Below are 16,056 nucleotides of genomic sequence, written 5' to 3' on the forward strand. Positions count from 1 at the left end.
GAATTACCGCGCAGGCCGGATCGGTGCTGACAGCTTGTCGGTGCGGTCGCGCTCGGTCATGTCCTCGACCGTCTCCATCGGCGCGGTCAGCTCGTAGACATAGGAGACATCGGTGAAATAGCGCTTGGCGGTGCCGCCGAGCGCCTCGGGCGCGACGCGGTCGAGCAGGATCAGGCCGAAGTCGGAATCGGGGCGGCGCGTCGCTTCGCTGGTGTTGAACTCCTCCCAGCGGAAATAGAAGACCTCGCCGGACCCCTCGTTCGTCACCGTCCAATTGGCAGTGATGTGCGGATGCTTGCCGACAAGCGACAGGCCCTCGTCGGAGTGCGAGGCGAGCTCGAAGAACAGCAGCGACAGACTCTGCGCCGCGCGCGCGCTGACTGCGATATCAGGACCGGTGACGGCAATGCGGTCGGCATGCGGGATGGCGCGCGCCTCGAACAGGCCCTTCAGCTTGACACCCTGCCACTGGCTCTCGCTGAGCAGCGAGACGACGTTGGACATGGCGTGGATGCGGCCGATCAGGAGCTCGCGCGCGACATCGATGTCGGAGCCATGGCGCAGCGTGCGGGTCACGATCGACTGGATCACCGCCAGGATGTTTTTGACCCGATGGTTGAGCTCGTCGATGACAGCCGTCAGCCGGCGCTCGAAGCCGATTCTGACCTGGATTTCCCGGCTGAGCCGCAAATTGTTGTAGGCGACATAGCCGAACAGGCCGCACACCATCGCGGTGATCGCAAGGCCGATCGCCGCCACGATGATCGCAGTCTGCTCGGCGCGGCGCGCCGAATTGGTCTTGGCGTAATAGCCGAGCTGCCAGTCGCGACCACCGAAGCTCACCGTGCGCGTCGCCGACGGCGCCGGCCCATCGGCCGCTGTCGGGCGGGCCGAGACCACGCCTTGATCGTTGGCGACCAACTCGCCACCCTCCCGGCGCGGATCCTTCAGCGCAACCGCGAACAACGACATGTCGTCGTTGGTCAGCATCAGGGAAGAGAGCTCATAGGAAAATGTGATGAAGCCCGCCGGCTCCGTCGCGCCCTCCGGGATGACGGGAGCCGCCACAATGATGCCGATCGACCCGTCGCCACGCAGGAGGGCAACCGGTTCTGAGGCAACCGACCTCTTCTCCACTCTGGCGCGCGCCAGCATGGCGCCGCGCACCTGATCCTGGTCGTAACTGCGGCCGGGCAGCCCCTTGGTCTCGTTGCTGCGCGGCTCGAGATCCATCAGCACATCGATCGGCTGGGTGACACCTGCCGGATCGATCGGCTTGTCCTCATAGCTGCGGATTCGCGGATTGGGGAAGCCGGCGCTCGCGATCGCGGCTTGTGCTGCGGCAAGCTCGTTCGGCTTCAGGCGGGCGACCCAGCCCGCCACCACGAAATCGGTCTTGAAGGCGTAGATGGCCGAGCGCAGCGGCTCGAGCATGTTGGGCTTGAGCACCGACGGCGCCCGGAACAGGCCGGAGGCAACCCGCGCGAGCAGTTCGCGCTCGGTGAGCCGGTCCTGGACCAGGCTCGCATGGACATCGATCGCGCGCGCCAGCGCGATCCGGTCCAGCGCCAGCTCCTGGTCGTGGACGCGATAAGCCGCAAGCCCGGAGAGCAAGGCCCCGAGAAGAGCAATGAAGCCGATGATGAAACCCAGCCGGACCACGCGACTACTCAGGCGAAAGCAGGAGGTCGGCAATAAATACGGAGCATATGGACGCCGCTCGAACGGGCACGTGCCGAAACAGGGTGAACCCCAATCGCCGAGATAATGAAGGAGGAGGCATCGGTACGCAACTTGGTCGCCTGAGAAGCTTAAATCGGCCCGCCGATGGTCCGGCCGAGTTGGATTTGCTCCGGGCACCGGAGGTAATCAATTGCCGTGACCGAAATTTGTTCCGCGGACACGGCTCTGCCCACGGTGTTAACGGGGGAAACGCCTGCGTTAGGTCGTCGCGCCGGTCAGCCGGCCCGTTTCAAGCCGCCTTTGGCCTCAATGAAGCCGATGATGCGGTCCAGCCCCTGGCTCTTTTTCAGGTTGGTCATGACGAACGGCCGCTCGCCGCGCATCCGCCTGGCGTCCGTCTCCATCTTTTCCAGGGAGGCGCCGACATGGGGCGCCAAGTCGATCTTGTTGATGACAAGGAGGTCGGACCGGGTGATGCCGGGGCCGCCCTTGGACGGGATCTTGTCGCCGGCCGCCACGTCGATGACGTAAATGGTGAGATCGGCGAGCTCCGGGGAAAAAGTGGCAGCGAGGTTATCACCGCCGGATTCGATCAGCACGAGATCGAGTCCGGGAAACTTGGCGCGCATATCCGCCACCGCGGCGAGATTCATCGAGGCGTCCTCGCGGATCGCGGTGTGCGGGCAGCCGCCGGTCTCGACCCCGGCAATGCGATCCGGCGTCAGCGAGCCCGAGCGTACCAGGAATTCCGCATCCCATTTGGTGTAGATGTCGTTGGTGATCGCGGCGATGTCGTAGCGCTCGCGCATGGTCTTGCAGAGCAGGTCCATCAGCGCAGTCTTGCCCGATCCGACCGGACCGCCGATGCCGACACGCAAGGGGCCGTGAGATGTAGCCATTGCTTTTTTTCCTATCGTCGTCCTGGCGAAAGCCAGGACCCGTTACCACTGAATCCGATTGTCACGGCACGCTGCAGCCACATCTGTGCATAACCACGCGCACCCGTGGTTATGGGTCCTGGCTTTCGCCAGGACGACAGTGAAAGCGACGAACCCGCTCAAGATCTGAACAGCCGCGTATATTGCGTCTCGTGCCGCACGCTGGCGAGGTCGGCGCGGAACGTCGCGCCGCCGACATCGTCCAATGTCGCATTCAGCGCACGATTCGCCGTCGCGGCAACCGCGGCTTCCAGCCTCACCAGCACGCGCTGGCTGTCGGTCTGGCCGAGCGGAATGAGCCGGCTGGCCGCGGAAATCCAGTTCGAGACCAGCGCATGCAGGAAGGCGTGCAGCGTCGGCGCCAGCGGCACGCCGTGCATCGCAGCGACCACGCCAACGGCAACGGGATAGACCAGTGGCGTACGGCATGCCGCAACCATCGCATCCAGCCCGTCTGCATCCCACGCGGCGCGGGCGATGTCGATGAAGGCACGGCCCTGCGATGTCGTCTCCAGCTGCCGCTCGCGCGACGGCACGAAGGCCGCGGCGAGCTCGGCGATATCGCCCAAGGTGTCGCCCTCGCCCGCTTCAGTGGCGCGATAGGCGTGGACCAGAAACGTCGCATCGCAGAAGCCAGAGCCATCGCGAAGCATCGCATCGAGCCAGTCCGCCAGCGACGCGGTGTCGTTGATGTCACCGGCTTCGACCGCCCATTCGATGCCGCTGGAGTAGGAAAAGCCCCCGACGGGAAACGCCGGCGACAGCCAGGTCATCAACCGGTACAGCGCCGCCGCCTCGCACTCCGCGAGGTCGCGGGCCGCGACCGGCTCATTTGTGGTCATGAGCATGCTTGTGGCCGTGGTGATGGTCCGGGTGATCGCAATGCTCGTCGTGGTGGTGATGGTGATCGTGACCGTCGCCATGTGCGGCATGATCATGATGGTGATCATGACCGTGATGATCATCGTGGCCGTGATCGTGATGCGCGTGGTCGTCGTGTCCATGCGCATGTCCGGCATCCGCATAGGCGCCGCCTTCGGGATCGAACGGCGCCTCGATCTCGATCACGCGCGCGCCGAGGCCCTTCACCATGGCTTCGATGACGTGGTCGCGGCGGATGCGCAGGCTCTTGGCCATGATCTGCGTCGGCAGATGGCGATTGCCGAGATGCCAGCCGACACGAATAAGGTGGTGCGGATCGTGGCCGCGGATCTCGAGCAGCGGCTCGGGCGCAGCGACCACCTCGACCAGCCGGCCGTCCTCCAACACCAGCGCATCGCCGCCGCGCAGCGCGACGGCATTCTCCAGGTCGAGCAGGAACTCGAGTCCCCGCGTCCCCGTCATTGCCATGCGGCGGCGGTGCCGATCGTCGAAATCGAGCACGACCGTATCCGCCGGCGCTTCCGCGAAGCGGTGTTGTCCCCTGACCTGCGTCGCCCGGATCATCCGCGTTTACCCCGTTACCGTGTCTCGACCTTCTCGGGCGTGATCACTTCGATCTTCGGCGGCGCCGTAAAACACTTCACCGCGACGCGGCCGAACGTCTTCATGTGCTCCATGGCGCGATGCGGCACCAGCGCCTCGGCATTCTCCCACTGCTCGACGAACACCATCTTGGCGGGATCGGTGACGCTCTCATGCAGATCATAGGCGATATTGCCGGGCTCTTTCCGCGTCTCCTTGATGCAGGCGGTGGCGGCTGCAATGAATTCGGCGCGCGTTTCAGGCTTGATGGTCAAGGTGGCGACGACGTAGATCACGAGAAATCCTCCCGGCTTTTCTTCTGGGCTTCAGATACCGGGCGGGACCTTAGACCAGGCGGGATCGAACGCAAAACCCGGAAAAGCCGCTCCCGGATATGCGACCAGGACATGGTCCTGGGACATGCGTTGAGGCGCTATTTCAGTACATGAAATATCGCTGCGCCATCGGCAGCACCTCGGCGGGGGCGCAGGTCAAAAGCTCGCCGTCGGCGCGGACCTCATAGGTCTCAGGATCGACCTCGATATTGGGCGTGGCGTCGTTGTGGATCATGCTTTTCTTCGAGATTTTTCCGCGGGTGTTCTGGACCGCATAGAGCTTCTTGTCGATGCCGAGCTTACGCGCGAGGCCGCCGGTGATGGCGGCCTTCGAGGTGAACACCACCGAGGACGCGGTGCGCGCCTTGCCGAAGGCGCCGAACATCGGCTGATAATGCACCGGCTGCGGGGTCGGGATCGAGGCGTTGGGATCGCCCATGGGAGCGGCGACGATCATGCCGCCCTTGACGACGCAATCCGGCTTGACGCCGAAGAAGGCCGGCGACCACAGCACGAGATCGGCGAGCTTGCCCTTCTCCACCGAGCCGATCAGCTTCGAAACGCCATGGGCGATCGCGGGATTGATCGTGTATTTGGCGATGTAGCGCTTGACGCGGAAATTGTCGTTGTCCTTGCCCTTGTCCTGCGGCAGCGAACCGCGCTGCTTCTTCATCTTGTCGGCGGTCTGCCAGGTCCGGATGATGACCTCGCCGAGGCGGCCCATGGCCTGGGAGTCCGAGGAGATCATCGAGAGCGCGCCGAGATCATGCAGGATGTCCTCGGCCGCGATGGTCTCCTTGCGAATGCGGCTTTCGGCGAACGCCAGGTCTTCCGCGATCGAGGGATCGAGGTGGTGGCACACCATCAGCATGTCCAGATGCTCGTCGATGGTGTTGCGCGTGAAGGGCCGCGTCGGGTTGGTCGAGGACGGCAGCACGTTCTTCAGCCCTGCGACCTTGATGATATCGGGGGCGTGACCGCCGCCGGCGCCCTCGGTGTGGAAGGCGTGGATGGTGCGGCCTTTGAACGCCTTGATCGTATCCTCGACGAAGCCGGATTCGTTGAGCGTGTCGGTGTGGATCATCACCTGGATGTCGTAGTCGTCGGCGACCGACAGGCAATTGTCGATCGCGGCAGGCGTGGTGCCCCAGTCTTCGTGCAGCTTCAGCGCACAGGCGCCGGCCTTGATCATCTCGACCAGCGCGGCGGGCCGCGAGGCGTTGCCCTTGCCGGAGACGCCGAGATTGACCGGGAATGCGTCGAACGATTGGATCATCCGCCCCATGTGCCACGGCCCCGGCGTGCAGGTGGTGGCGAACGTGCCGTGCGAGGGGCCGGTGCCGCCCCCTAGCATCGAGGTGACGCCCGACATCAGCGCGTGCTCGATCTGCTGCGGACAGATGAAATGGATGTGGCTGTCGAAGCCGCCCGCGGTGAGGATCTTGCCTTCACCCGCGATCACGTCCGTGCCGGGGCCGATGATGATGGTGACACCGGGCTGGATGTCGGGATTGCCGGCCTTGCCGATGCCGGCGATCATGCCGTCCTTGATCGCGACGTCGGCCTTCACGATGCCCCAGTGATCGACGATCAGCGCATTGGTGATGACTGTGTCGGCCGCGCCCTGCCTGTTGGTGACCTGCGACTGGCCCATGCCGTCGCGGATCACCTTGCCGCCGCCGAACTTCACTTCCTCGCCGTAGCTGGTGAAGTCCTTCTCGACCTCGATGATGAGATCCGTGTCGGCCAGCCGCACCTTGTCGCCGGTGGTCGGGCCGAACATGTCGGCATAGACGGAACGCTTTATTTTGACGGACATCACAAGCCCCGTTTGCGTTTGAATTCTGGATCGGTGCTCACAGAGAGGTTCTCGCTGTGAGCACCATGTCGTCGAAGGTCGTATCGAGCCAAGAGTTACCGCCGCGGCAACCAGCGACAACCTGTTCGGCCCAGTCGGTATAATCGACGAGATCGTCACGTTCCTCGGCCGTCGGATCCGAATGTACGCGCGCGCCGATATTGCTGATCTTGTCGGCGATCTTGATCAGCCTGGCGCCAGCCGATTTTTTCGGTGCGTCGAGCACCTGACGCCGCCGCCGCTCCGGCTTCGACAGGCTCATATCGTCGGTGCACTCGTCGACAAGCGACGCGACACGGTCGGAGAATTTTTGCGCGAGCTCCTCGCGCGTGGTGTCGGTGTCCTCGATCGCATCATGCAGCCAGCCGGCTGCAACCAGTTCGGCGTCGGCGCCGTCGGTCGCGGTCGCAAGCAGGTTCGCGACCTCGGCGAGGTGGTTGATGTAAGGCTCATGACCGCGGCCCTTGCGCGCCATGCCGTTGTGACGGCGCGCGGCGAGTTCGGCGGCTTCGGAGACGAGGCGGACAGGTGACAGCATGGCAAAGTCCTCCGTTTTCGCCTCAACCATGCCGCGCCACGCTCGTTCCTGTGGAATTCACAGCTTCCCCATCACGTCGCCGCGGAAGCCGTAGATGGTCTTCTTGCCGGCCACCGCGACGAGTTGGACGTCGCGGGTCTGGCCGGGCTCGAAGCGGACCGCGGTGCCGGCGGCGATGTCGAGGCGCATGCCGCGGGCCTTCTTGCGGTCGAACTTCAGGGCCGGGTTGGTCTCGAAGAAATGGTAGTGCGAGCCGACCTGGATCGGGCGGTCGCCGGTGTTGGCGACCGTCAGCGTCACCGTCTTGCGGCCGGCGTTGAGCTCGATCTCGCCGTCCTGGATGAAGAGTTCGCCGGGGATCATGCTTCGCTCCTACCTGATCGGCTCGTGCACAGTGACGAGCTTGGTCCCGTCCGGAAACGTCGCCTCGACCTGGATGTCGTGGATCATCTCGGGAATGCCCGGCATCACCTGGTCGCGGGTGAGAACCTGCGCACCCGATTGCATCAACTCGGCGACGGTGCGGCCATCCCGCGCGCCTTCGAGGATGAAATCGGAGATGAGCGCGATCGCCTCCGGATGGTTGAGCTTGACGCCGCGATCCAGCCGGCGGCGGGCCACGATCGCCGCCATCGAGATCAGAAGCTTGTCCTTTTCGCGAGGAGACAGGTTCATACGAAATCTCTTCCGTTCACTTCGTCAATTCAACCAGAGCCGCGGCAGCGCCGCGCCGGTGCGCGCCAGCACGGTCATCATGTCTGCGCGCAGACGCGCCGCATCTTGGGCACAGAACCGCGCCATTGCAAAGCCATTCCAGGCGGATATCCCGACCTCGCTGGCGAAGGATTCCGAGGCCTCGCGGATGCGCTCGATCAGGGCCTCGTCGCCGGGCACGATCAGCGCCGTGCCAATCGCAGCGCCGCCCCTGGCCACCGCCGATCGCGCAAGCTTTGCGCCAATATTGCCGTCGAGCCTGACGGTCTCGGCGAACACTAGCTTGCCGCCGCGACGCAGCCGCCAGCGATCGACGAACTCACCCTGCTCCATCCGTTCGCCCATCGCGGTACGGCCGAACACCACGATCTCGCACAGCAGGAGCGAGGCAGTCGCATCGAGGTCTATGTCGAAGCGACGACGCACGCGCGCGCGGTCGAACAGGATCGTCTCCTGCGGCAGCCAGCCGAGATGTGCGCCTGCGGCAACGTTCAGTGCGATATTGAGCTCCGCCGCCTGACCGGGCGCGCGATAGACCTTTTCCGCGGCCGCCGTCGTCAGCGTCAGCTTCGAACCATCTGCGGCAGCGATCTCGATGTCGAAGCGATCGCCGCCGGCGACACCACCGGCCGTGTTGACGAACACGCCGGAGAGCCCCTCGTCCTCCGGCGAAGGGAAGCGCACGCGCAGGGAGCCGGACTCATGCAATATCCCGCGACGTGTCACACCGTCGCGCGCGTGGACGTCGAAGCGCACCGCGCCGCGGGCACGGTTGGCGTCGAACACCGAAGATGCCGTTAGAACGTCGCTGCGCATCCGCCCCCCAGCCGGTCGCGGCAGAATGGCCTACAGCGCCATCTGGCGGCTGATTTCGCTCGCGTCGAGATTGGAGCGGTCGCAGGTGAACTTCACCGCGCCGCGATCCATCACCGCAAAACTGTCGCCGAGTTCGCAGCCAAAGTCGAGATATTGTTCGACCAGCACGATGGCGATGTTGCCGAGATTGCGCAGGTACGAGATGGCACGGCCGATGTCCTTGATGATCGAGGGCTGGATGCCCTCGGTCGGCTCGTCGAGCAGCAGCAGCTTCGGCCGCATCACCAGCGCGCGCCCGATCGCGAGCTGTTGCTGCTGGCCGCCGGAGAGATCGCCGCCACGCCGTCCGAGCATGGATTGCAGCACCGGAAACAGGGAGTACACGTCGTCCGGAATGTGCTTGTCCTCGCGCCTGAGCGGCCCGAAGCCGGTCTTGAGATTCTCCTCGACCGTCAGAAGCGGAAATATCTCGCGCCCCTGCGGCACGAAGCCGATACCCTTGCGCGCGCGCTCATAGGGTTTCAGGCCCGTGATATCGTTGCCGTCGAGCACGATGGCGCCCGAGGAGATCGGGTACTGCCCGACCATGGCACGCAGGAGCGAGGTCTTGCCGACGCCGTTGCGCCCGAGCACGCAGGTGACCTTGCCGGGCTCGGCCGCAATCGACACGCCGCGTAGTGCCTGCGCCGCGCCGTAGAACAGGTTGATGTCCTTGACCTCAAGCATCGCTCAGCGCCCCAGATAAACTTCGATGACCCGCTCGTTGGACGAGACCTGGTCGATGGTGCCTTCCGCGAGCACGGTACCCTCGTGCAAGCAAGTGACCTTGACGCCGAGCTCGCGCACGAATGTCATGTCGTGCTCGACCACCATCACGGTGTGGGTCTTGTTGATTTCCTTGAGCAGCTCGGCGGTGAGATGCGTCTCGACGTCGGTCATGCCGGCGACGGGCTCGTCGACGAGCAGTAGTTTCGGATCCTGGGCGAGCAGCATGCCGATCTCGAGCCACTGCTTCTGGCCGTGGCTGAGGCTGCCGGCGAGACGGTTGCGGGCATCGGTGAGGCGGATCGTCTCCAGCACCTTGTCGATCTGCTCGGCCTCCGCCCGGCTGCCGCGCCAGAACAGCGTACCCTTGACGCTGTGGTCGACATTGAGCGCGAGCAGCAAATTGTCCTGCACGGTCTGGCTCTCGAACACGGTCGGCTTCTGGAATTTACGGCCGATGCCGAGCTCGGCGATGCGGGTCTCGTCCAGTCGCGTCAGATCGGTGACTCCGTCGAACAGCACGGTGCCTTCGTCGGGCTTGGTCTTTCCGGTGATGATGTCCATCATCGTGGTCTTGCCGGCGCCGTTCGGGCCGATGATGGCGCGCATCTCGCCGGGCTCGAGCGTCAACGAGAGGTTGTTGATGGCGTGGAAGCCGTCGAACGAGACGTGCACACCGTCGAGATACAGCATTGCGGAGGTCGCGCGGGTGTCCATGACGTTCATTGCGCCTCCTCCGCCATTTTGGGTTGGGTGACGCCGTCTTCGGCCGCGGCGCTCGCAATGGTCGCGGCGTCGCGCCTTTCCTTCGACGAGTCCCACCAGGCGTTGAAAGTGCCGACGATGCCCTTAGGCAGCAGCAACGTTACCAGGATGAACATGGCACCCAGCATGAACAGCCAGTAGGGCGCGAGCATGCCGGAGGTGAAGAACGTCTTTGCGTAGTTGACGACGACGGCGCCGAGCGCGGCGCCGACCAGCGTACCGCGGCCGCCGACCGCGACCCAGATCACGGCCTCGATCGAATTGCCCGGCGCGAATTCGCTCGGGTTGATGATGCCGACCTGCGGCACATAGAGCGCGCCGGCGACGCCGGCCATGCAGGCCGACACTGTGAACACGAACAGCTTGTAGGATTCGACCCGGTAGCCGAGGAAGCGCGTGCGCGATTCCGCATCGCGCACGGCGATCAGCACCTTGCCGAGCTTGGACGAGACGATGGCGCGGCAGATCAGAAAGCCGGCGATCAGCGCCAGGCAGCTCAGCGCGAACAGCGCAGCACGCGTGCCCTCGGCCTGCACGTTGAAGCCCAAGATGTCCTTGAAGTCGGTCATGCCGTTGTTGCCGCCGAAGCCGAAATCGTTGCGGAAAAAGGCGAGCAGCAGTGCATAGGTCATCGCCTGGGTGATGATTGACAGATACACGCCAGTGACGCGCGAGCGGAAGGCGAGCCAGCCGAAGGAAAAGGCGAGCAGGCCCGGCACGATCAGCACCATCAGCGCGGCAAACCAGAACATGTCAAAGCCGTACCAGTACCAGGGCAGCTTCGAATAGTTCAGGAACACCATGAAGTCCGGCAGAATCGGATTGCCGTAGACGCCGCGGCTGCCGATCTGCCGCATCAGGTACATGCCCATCGCGTAGCCGCCGAGCGCGAAGAAGGCACCGTGACCGAGCGAGAGGATGCCGCAATAGCCCCAGATCAGGTCGATCGAGAGCGCCAGGATCGCGTAGCAGACATATTTGCCCCAGAGCGCGACGAGATAGGTCGGCACTTGCAGGAACGAACCTGCGGGCAGCAGCAGGTTGGAGAGCGGGATGAGGATGCCGCAGGCCACGACGATGGCAAGGAAGATGGTCGCGCCGCGGTCCAGCGATCGCGTCAGCATGTGAGGGGTCATGCTTCCACCGCGCGGCCCTTGAGCGCGAACAGGCCGCGCGGCCGTTTTTGAATGAACAGGATGATGAGAACGAGGATGGCGATCTTGCCGAGCACGGCGCCGGCGACCGGCTCCAGGAATTTGTTGGCGATGCCGAGCGTGAAGGCGCCGACCAGCGTGCCCCAGAGATTGCCGACGCCACCGAACACCACGACCATGAAGCTGTCGATGATGTAGCTCTGGCCGAGATTGGGGCTGACATTGTCGATCTGCGACAGCGCCACGCCGGCGATGCCCGCAATGCCCGAGCCGAGACCAAAAGTCAGCGCGTCGACCCGCGAAGTGGCGATGCCCATCGAAGCCGCCATGCGCCGGTTCTGTGTCACCGCGCGCATCTCGAGCCCGAGTGCCGTGTAGCGCAGCATCGCGAGCAGAATGACGAACACCGCGAGCGTGAAGACAAGGATCCAGAGCCGGTTATAGGTGACCGTGATCTGGCCGATCTCAAACGCGCCGCTCATCCAGGAGGGGTTGCCGACCTCGCGGTTGGTCGGGCCGAACATGGTGCGCACGGCCTGCTGCAGCACCAGCGACAGGCCCCAGGTCGCCAGCAGCGTCTCCAGCGGACGGCCATAGAGAAAGCGGATGATGCTGCGCTCGATCACGACGCCGAGCGCGCCGGCCACCAGGAAGGCGAGCGGCACGGCGATCAGCAGCGAATAGTCGAACAGGACGGGATAGCGGGTACGGATCACCTCCTGCACCACGAAGGTGGTGTAGGCCCCGATCATCACCATCTCGCCATGGGCCATGTTGATGACGCCCATCACGCCGAACGTGATGGCAAGCCCGATCGCAGCAAGCAGCAGCACCGAACCGAGCGAGAGGCCGTACCAGGCATTCTGCACCATCGACCAGACCGCGAGCGAACTCTGGATCGAGCCGATTGCGCTCGCGGCAGCCTTGGTCACCGAGGCCGGCTGGTCGCCCATGCCGGTCAGCAGCGCCATCGCCTCCTGGTCGCCGCGCGCCTTGATGGTGGCAACGGCTTCGAGCTTCTCGAGCTCGGTGGCATCCGGCTTGAACAACAGGATCGCCGCGCGGGCGTCGCCCAGCGCAGCCTTGACGGATCGGTTGGTTTCCTTGGCGAGCGCGCCATCGACCGCTTCGAGCGACGTCTCCTCATGCGACTTGAAGACGGATTGCGCGGCCTGGAGCCGCGCTCCGATGTCGGGTGACTGCAGCGTCAGGCTGCCGATCGCCGCATCGACGCTGCGGCGAAGGCGGTTGTTGAGGCGGACCGCGCTCGCACTGTCGGGCACGCTGGCCACGGCCTGACCGGTCGTGGCATCGATCGACTTGCCGTCGGTGCCGCTGACGTAAACCTTCTTGCTATCAGGGTCGGCCATGAGCCGGCCGTCCTGGAGCGCGCTGATGATCGGAAAGGCCAGCGTATTGCCGCTGCTTGCGACCACGCCGATCGCCTCCTCCGTGTCGGAATAATCGTCGTTGGCGAATTTGGCGACCGCATCCTCGAACGGGCCGGCCAAGGCCGGCAGTGCGAACGCGATCAGGAAGAACGAGAGCAGGAGCGAACAGAGGCGGGCGGACAAATTGGCTGGCACTGTGAAAGACCCCGGCAGAAAAGGGTGGAGAAGGCGGCGGGATCGCCGCCTTCTCCGATCGTGCAATGGAGCGTCAGATCCGGATCAGGAGCCCGAACCGAGGCACTTGTTGGTTTTGGTGTTGAAGTTACCGCACTTCTTGCCGACCCAGTCGCCGACCAGGTCCTTGGAGCCGTCGAGCTCCTTCGACCAGGCGTCGCCCGCGACAAGACCCGGGGTCTTCCACACCACGTCGAACTGGCCGTTGGCTTTGATTTCGCCAATGAACACCGGCTTGGTGATGTGATGGTTCGGAAGCATCTTGGAGGTGCCGCCGGTCAGGTTCTTGGCTTCGATGCCGGGGAGCGCATCGATCACCTTGTCCGGATCGGTCGACTTCACCTTCTCGACCGCCTTGATCCACATGTCGAAGCCGATCACGTGCGCTTCCATCGGATCGTTGGTCACGCGCTTCGGATTCTTGGTGTAGGTCTGCCACGCCTTGATGAACTTCTCGTTCTCCGGCGACTTGATCGACTGGAAATAGTTCCAGGCGGCGAGATGGCCGAGCAGCGGCTTGGTGTCGATGCCGGCGAGTTCTTCCTCACCCACCGAGAACGCGACGACCGGGATGTCCTTCGCCTTGATGCCCTGGTTGCCGAGCTCCTTGTAGAAAGGAACGTTGGCGTCGCCGTTGATGGTCGAGACCACAGCGGTCTTCTTGCCGGCCGAGCCGAACTTCTTGATGTCGGCCACGATCGTCTGCCAGTCGGAATGACCGAACGGCGTGTAGTTGATCATGATGTCTTCCTGGGCGACACCCTTGGACTTCAGATAGGCTTCCAGGATCTTGTTGGTGGTGCGCGGATAGACGTAGTCGGTGCCCGCGAGCACCCAGCGCTTCACCTTCTCGTCCTTCATCAGATAGTCGACGGCGGGGATTGCCTGCTGGTTCGGCGCGGCGCCGGTGTAGAACACGTTGCGCTCGCTCTCCTCGCCCTCGTACTGCACGGGGTAGAACAGGATGCTGTTCAGCTCCTTGAACACCGGGAGCACCGACTTGCGCGACACCGAGGTCCAGCAGCCGAACACGACCGAGACCTTGTCCTTGGTGATCAGCTCGCGCGCCTTCTCGGCGAACAGCGGCCAGTTCGAAGCGGGATCGACGACCACGGCTTCGAGCTTCTTGCCGTTGACGCCGCCCTTCTTGTTCTGCTCGTCGATCAGGAAGAGGATGGTGTCCTTCAGCGTGGTTTCGCTGATGGCCATGGTGCCGGAGAGGGAGTGAAGCACGCCGACCTTGATGGTGTCGTCCGCGGCTTTCGCACCAGAAATGGAAGCCAGACCAAGCATCAGTCCGGCGGTCGCGGCGAGAACGCCACGGCGGCTAAATGGCGCCGCTATATCGTGAGTGGATTTGCTATGCATGAGTGTCTCATCTCCCTGACGCAGACGTGAAAAACGCTGCGAAACGGCCCCAACGGCCGCCTGCGATTAACGGATTCGCAAGAACTGTGCCATGGATTAGACACCCTTCAACCGATTGTTTTTGCTGGTGAAATTGACAGAAAACGAAGTATCGCACAGGCCGCGCCGCCTAAACATTGAGCAACTCTAATGTATGCGAATGCGGCAGGCAGGTTATTTTCTGAGCAAATTTGTCACTCTGGCTAAATTTCCGGCATAACTATTTCTGCACCGCGATCGCCGTTTCTGTGGGGCGTGCCTTGAAAGCGCCGCCTCAATGTTCCATATGAGGTCGAGGTCTCTTGCGAATCAGGAGACCGTTGCGAGCCGCGTGTTCTTAAGCCCTTACGGGCGTCTGGCTTGCCCCATCCCATCAAGCCATCCGACACCCCAAACACGCAGGTGTCCCACTCGACACCCTTTTGCGCGCGCCGCGCCGAATGCGCCGGGCGCCCGCTTTTGACATGGAAAGAACCCATCTTTTGACTTCGTTTCAGGATTTCGGCCTCGCCGAGCCCATCGCCCGTGCTCTCACCGAAGAGAACTACGTCACCCCCACCCCCATCCAAGCCCAGACAATTCCGACCGCGCTGACCGGCCGCGACGTCGTCGGCATCGCCCAAACCGGAACCGGCAAGACCGCGTCCTTCGCGCTGCCGATCCTGCACCGCCTGCTCGAGAATCGCATCAAGCCGCAGCCGAAGACGACCCGCGTCCTGGTGCTGTCGCCGACCCGCGAACTGTCCGGCCAGATCCTCGACAGTTTCAACGCCTATGGCCGTCACATCCGCCTGTCCTCGACGCTCGCCATCGGCGGCGTGCCGATGGGCCGTCAGGTCCGCTCGCTGATGCAGGGCGTCGAGGTGCTGGTCGCCACCCCCGGTCGTTTGCTCGACCTCGTGCAGAGCAACGGACTGAAGCTTGGCAGCGTCGAATTCCTCGTGCTCGACGAGGCGGACCGCATGCTCGACATGGGCTTCATCAACGACATCCGCAAAATCGTCGCCAAGCTGCCGATCAAGCGGCAGACGCTGTTCTTCTCGGCCACCATGCCGAAGGACATCGCCGAGCTGGCCGACGCCATGCTGCGCGACCCCGCCCGCGTCGCGGTGACCCCGGTCTCCTCGACCGTGGAGCGCATCCAGCAGCGCATCATCCAGGTCGACTTCTCCGCCAAGCCGGCGTTCCTCGCCCAGCTGTTGAAGCAGGAGCAGGTCAACCGCGCGCTGGTTTTCACCCGCACCAAACACGGCGCGGACAAGGTGGTGAAGACGCTCGAGAAGGCCGGCATCCCCGCCAGCGCCATCCACGGCAACAAGTCGCAGAACCACCGCGAACGGACACTCGCTCTGTTCCGCACCGGCGAGATCCGTACCCTGGTCGCCACCGATATCGCCGCCCGCGGCATCGATGTCGACGGCATCACCCACGTCATCAATTTCGATCTGCCCAACGTGCCGGAGACCTATGTGCACCGCATCGGGCGCACCGCGCGCGCGGGTGCCGAGGGCACCGCGATCTCGCTGGTCGCAGGCGGCGAGGAACTCGCCTATCTCCGCGACATCGAGCGGCTGATCAAAGTGGCGCTGCCGCGTGAGGATCGCCGCACCGACGCCGGCCGCCGCGATGCGGGCCCTCCCCCGCAGCAGCAACGACAGGGTCGGCCGGGCCGCCCGGGCCAGCGTCCGCAAGGCGCAAGGCATGGTGAGGGACGCCACGCTGACGGTCGCCGTGCCGACGAAAGGCATGCGGACGGGCGCCACCACAGTGCCGCCAAGCAGGGCGACGGAAGGCCCGGCAGTGGCCCGAAGGCAGCTCCTCGCAGCCGCTCCGGAGGCAAGGCGCATTCTTCGCCAAACGCCCGTCCGGAACAGCGTTCCGCGCATAGCGCCGGGGCGTCTGATGGGATACAAGGCGTTGCCTTTTTGCGCCGCGAGAGTCGGCCGAACGGCCAACCGAACCGCAAACCCCATTCGCACTAGCCGTCCACGACC

16 protein-coding genes are annotated in these 16,056 nt (G+C 64.1%); 1 reads left to right on the forward strand and 15 read right to left on the reverse strand.

Translation table 11 applies throughout. The annotated features are described in order from the left end of the window. Nucleotides 1-3 precede the first annotated feature (3 nt). From IVB13_RS28900 to urtA, 15 genes are all read right to left on the reverse strand, one after another. Nucleotides 4-1,662: an HWE histidine kinase domain-containing protein gene (locus IVB13_RS28900; RefSeq protein WP_018454661.1), complete on the reverse strand. Its 1,659-nt coding sequence runs from the start codon at nucleotides 1,660-1,662 to the stop codon at nucleotides 4-6. A 296-nt stretch (nucleotides 1,663-1,958) separates the two neighbouring features. Further along, nucleotides 1,959-2,582 carry an urease accessory protein UreG gene (gene ureG, locus IVB13_RS28905; RefSeq protein ID WP_026232785.1) on the reverse strand — a complete coding sequence of 208 codons (624 nt, stop codon included), beginning with the start codon at nucleotides 2,580-2,582 and terminating at the stop codon, nucleotides 1,959-1,961. A gap of 158 nt (nucleotides 2,583-2,740) precedes the next feature. Next, nucleotides 2,741-3,469, reverse strand: a complete 729-nt coding sequence (locus tag IVB13_RS28910) for an urease accessory protein UreF (RefSeq protein ID WP_018454663.1) — start codon at nucleotides 3,467-3,469, stop codon at nucleotides 2,741-2,743. Further along, nucleotides 3,450-4,067: an urease accessory protein UreE gene (locus IVB13_RS28915; protein WP_018454664.1), complete on the reverse strand. Its 618-nt coding sequence runs from the start codon at nucleotides 4,065-4,067 to the stop codon at nucleotides 3,450-3,452. The genes IVB13_RS28910 and IVB13_RS28915 overlap by 20 nt, the downstream gene beginning before the upstream one ends. A 14-nt stretch (nucleotides 4,068-4,081) precedes the next feature. Further along, nucleotides 4,082-4,381 carry a putative quinol monooxygenase gene (locus tag IVB13_RS28920; protein ID WP_007599815.1) on the reverse strand — a complete coding sequence of 100 codons (300 nt, stop codon included), beginning with the start codon at nucleotides 4,379-4,381 and terminating at the stop codon, nucleotides 4,082-4,084. Between the two features lie 142 nt (nucleotides 4,382-4,523). Next, nucleotides 4,524-6,239 (reverse strand): urease subunit alpha, encoded by a 1,716-nt coding sequence (gene ureC / locus IVB13_RS28925; RefSeq protein WP_018454665.1) that lies wholly within the window; start codon nucleotides 6,237-6,239, stop codon nucleotides 4,524-4,526. Between the two features lie 37 nt (nucleotides 6,240-6,276). Further along, on the reverse strand, nucleotides 6,277-6,816 hold the full coding sequence (locus IVB13_RS28930) for an HD domain-containing protein (RefSeq protein ID WP_026232787.1): 540 nt from the start codon (nucleotides 6,814-6,816) through the stop codon (nucleotides 6,277-6,279). Between the two features lie 57 nt (nucleotides 6,817-6,873). After that, nucleotides 6,874-7,179, reverse strand: coding sequence for an urease subunit beta (locus IVB13_RS28935; RefSeq protein WP_007599812.1), 306 nt, complete (start codon nucleotides 7,177-7,179; stop codon nucleotides 6,874-6,876). A gap of 9 nt (nucleotides 7,180-7,188) precedes the next feature. Next, nucleotides 7,189-7,491, reverse strand: a complete 303-nt coding sequence (locus IVB13_RS28940) for an urease subunit gamma (RefSeq protein WP_018454667.1) — start codon at nucleotides 7,489-7,491, stop codon at nucleotides 7,189-7,191. Between the two features lie 24 nt (nucleotides 7,492-7,515). Then, a complete protein-coding gene (locus tag IVB13_RS28945) occupies nucleotides 7,516-8,346 on the reverse strand; it encodes an urease accessory protein UreD (RefSeq protein WP_018454668.1) in 831 nt (276 codons plus the stop codon). Nucleotides 8,347-8,376: 30 nt separating this feature from the next. Then, nucleotides 8,377-9,072 carry an urea ABC transporter ATP-binding subunit UrtE gene (gene urtE / locus IVB13_RS28950; protein WP_247491015.1) on the reverse strand — a complete coding sequence of 232 codons (696 nt, stop codon included), beginning with the start codon at nucleotides 9,070-9,072 and terminating at the stop codon, nucleotides 8,377-8,379. Between the two features lie 3 nt (nucleotides 9,073-9,075). Further along, a complete protein-coding gene (gene urtD, locus IVB13_RS28955; RefSeq protein ID WP_018454669.1) occupies nucleotides 9,076-9,837 on the reverse strand; it encodes an urea ABC transporter ATP-binding protein UrtD in 762 nt (253 codons plus the stop codon). Further along, nucleotides 9,834-11,012, reverse strand: coding sequence for an urea ABC transporter permease subunit UrtC (urtC, locus tag IVB13_RS28960; RefSeq protein WP_026232788.1), 1,179 nt, complete (start codon nucleotides 11,010-11,012; stop codon nucleotides 9,834-9,836). The genes urtD and urtC overlap by 4 nt, the downstream gene beginning before the upstream one ends. Continuing rightward, on the reverse strand, nucleotides 11,009-12,616 hold the full coding sequence (gene urtB / locus IVB13_RS28965) for an urea ABC transporter permease subunit UrtB (protein WP_018454671.1): 1,608 nt from the start codon (nucleotides 12,614-12,616) through the stop codon (nucleotides 11,009-11,011). The genes urtC and urtB overlap by 4 nt, the downstream gene beginning before the upstream one ends. A gap of 84 nt (nucleotides 12,617-12,700) precedes the next feature. Continuing rightward, on the reverse strand, nucleotides 12,701-14,023 hold the full coding sequence (gene urtA / locus IVB13_RS28970) for an urea ABC transporter substrate-binding protein (protein WP_026232789.1): 1,323 nt from the start codon (nucleotides 14,021-14,023) through the stop codon (nucleotides 12,701-12,703). A 479-nt stretch (nucleotides 14,024-14,502) separates the two neighbouring features. On the opposite strand from urtA, the gene IVB13_RS28975 reads away from it, so the two are divergent. Continuing rightward, nucleotides 14,503-16,044: a DEAD/DEAH box helicase gene (locus tag IVB13_RS28975; RefSeq protein WP_051112971.1), complete on the forward strand. Its 1,542-nt coding sequence runs from the start codon at nucleotides 14,503-14,505 to the stop codon at nucleotides 16,042-16,044. Nucleotides 16,045-16,056 lie beyond the last annotated feature (12 nt).

Source organism: Bradyrhizobium sp. 17, assembly GCF_023073515.1.
GTDB classification, from domain to species: domain Bacteria; phylum Pseudomonadota; class Alphaproteobacteria; order Rhizobiales; family Xanthobacteraceae; genus Bradyrhizobium; species Bradyrhizobium canariense_D.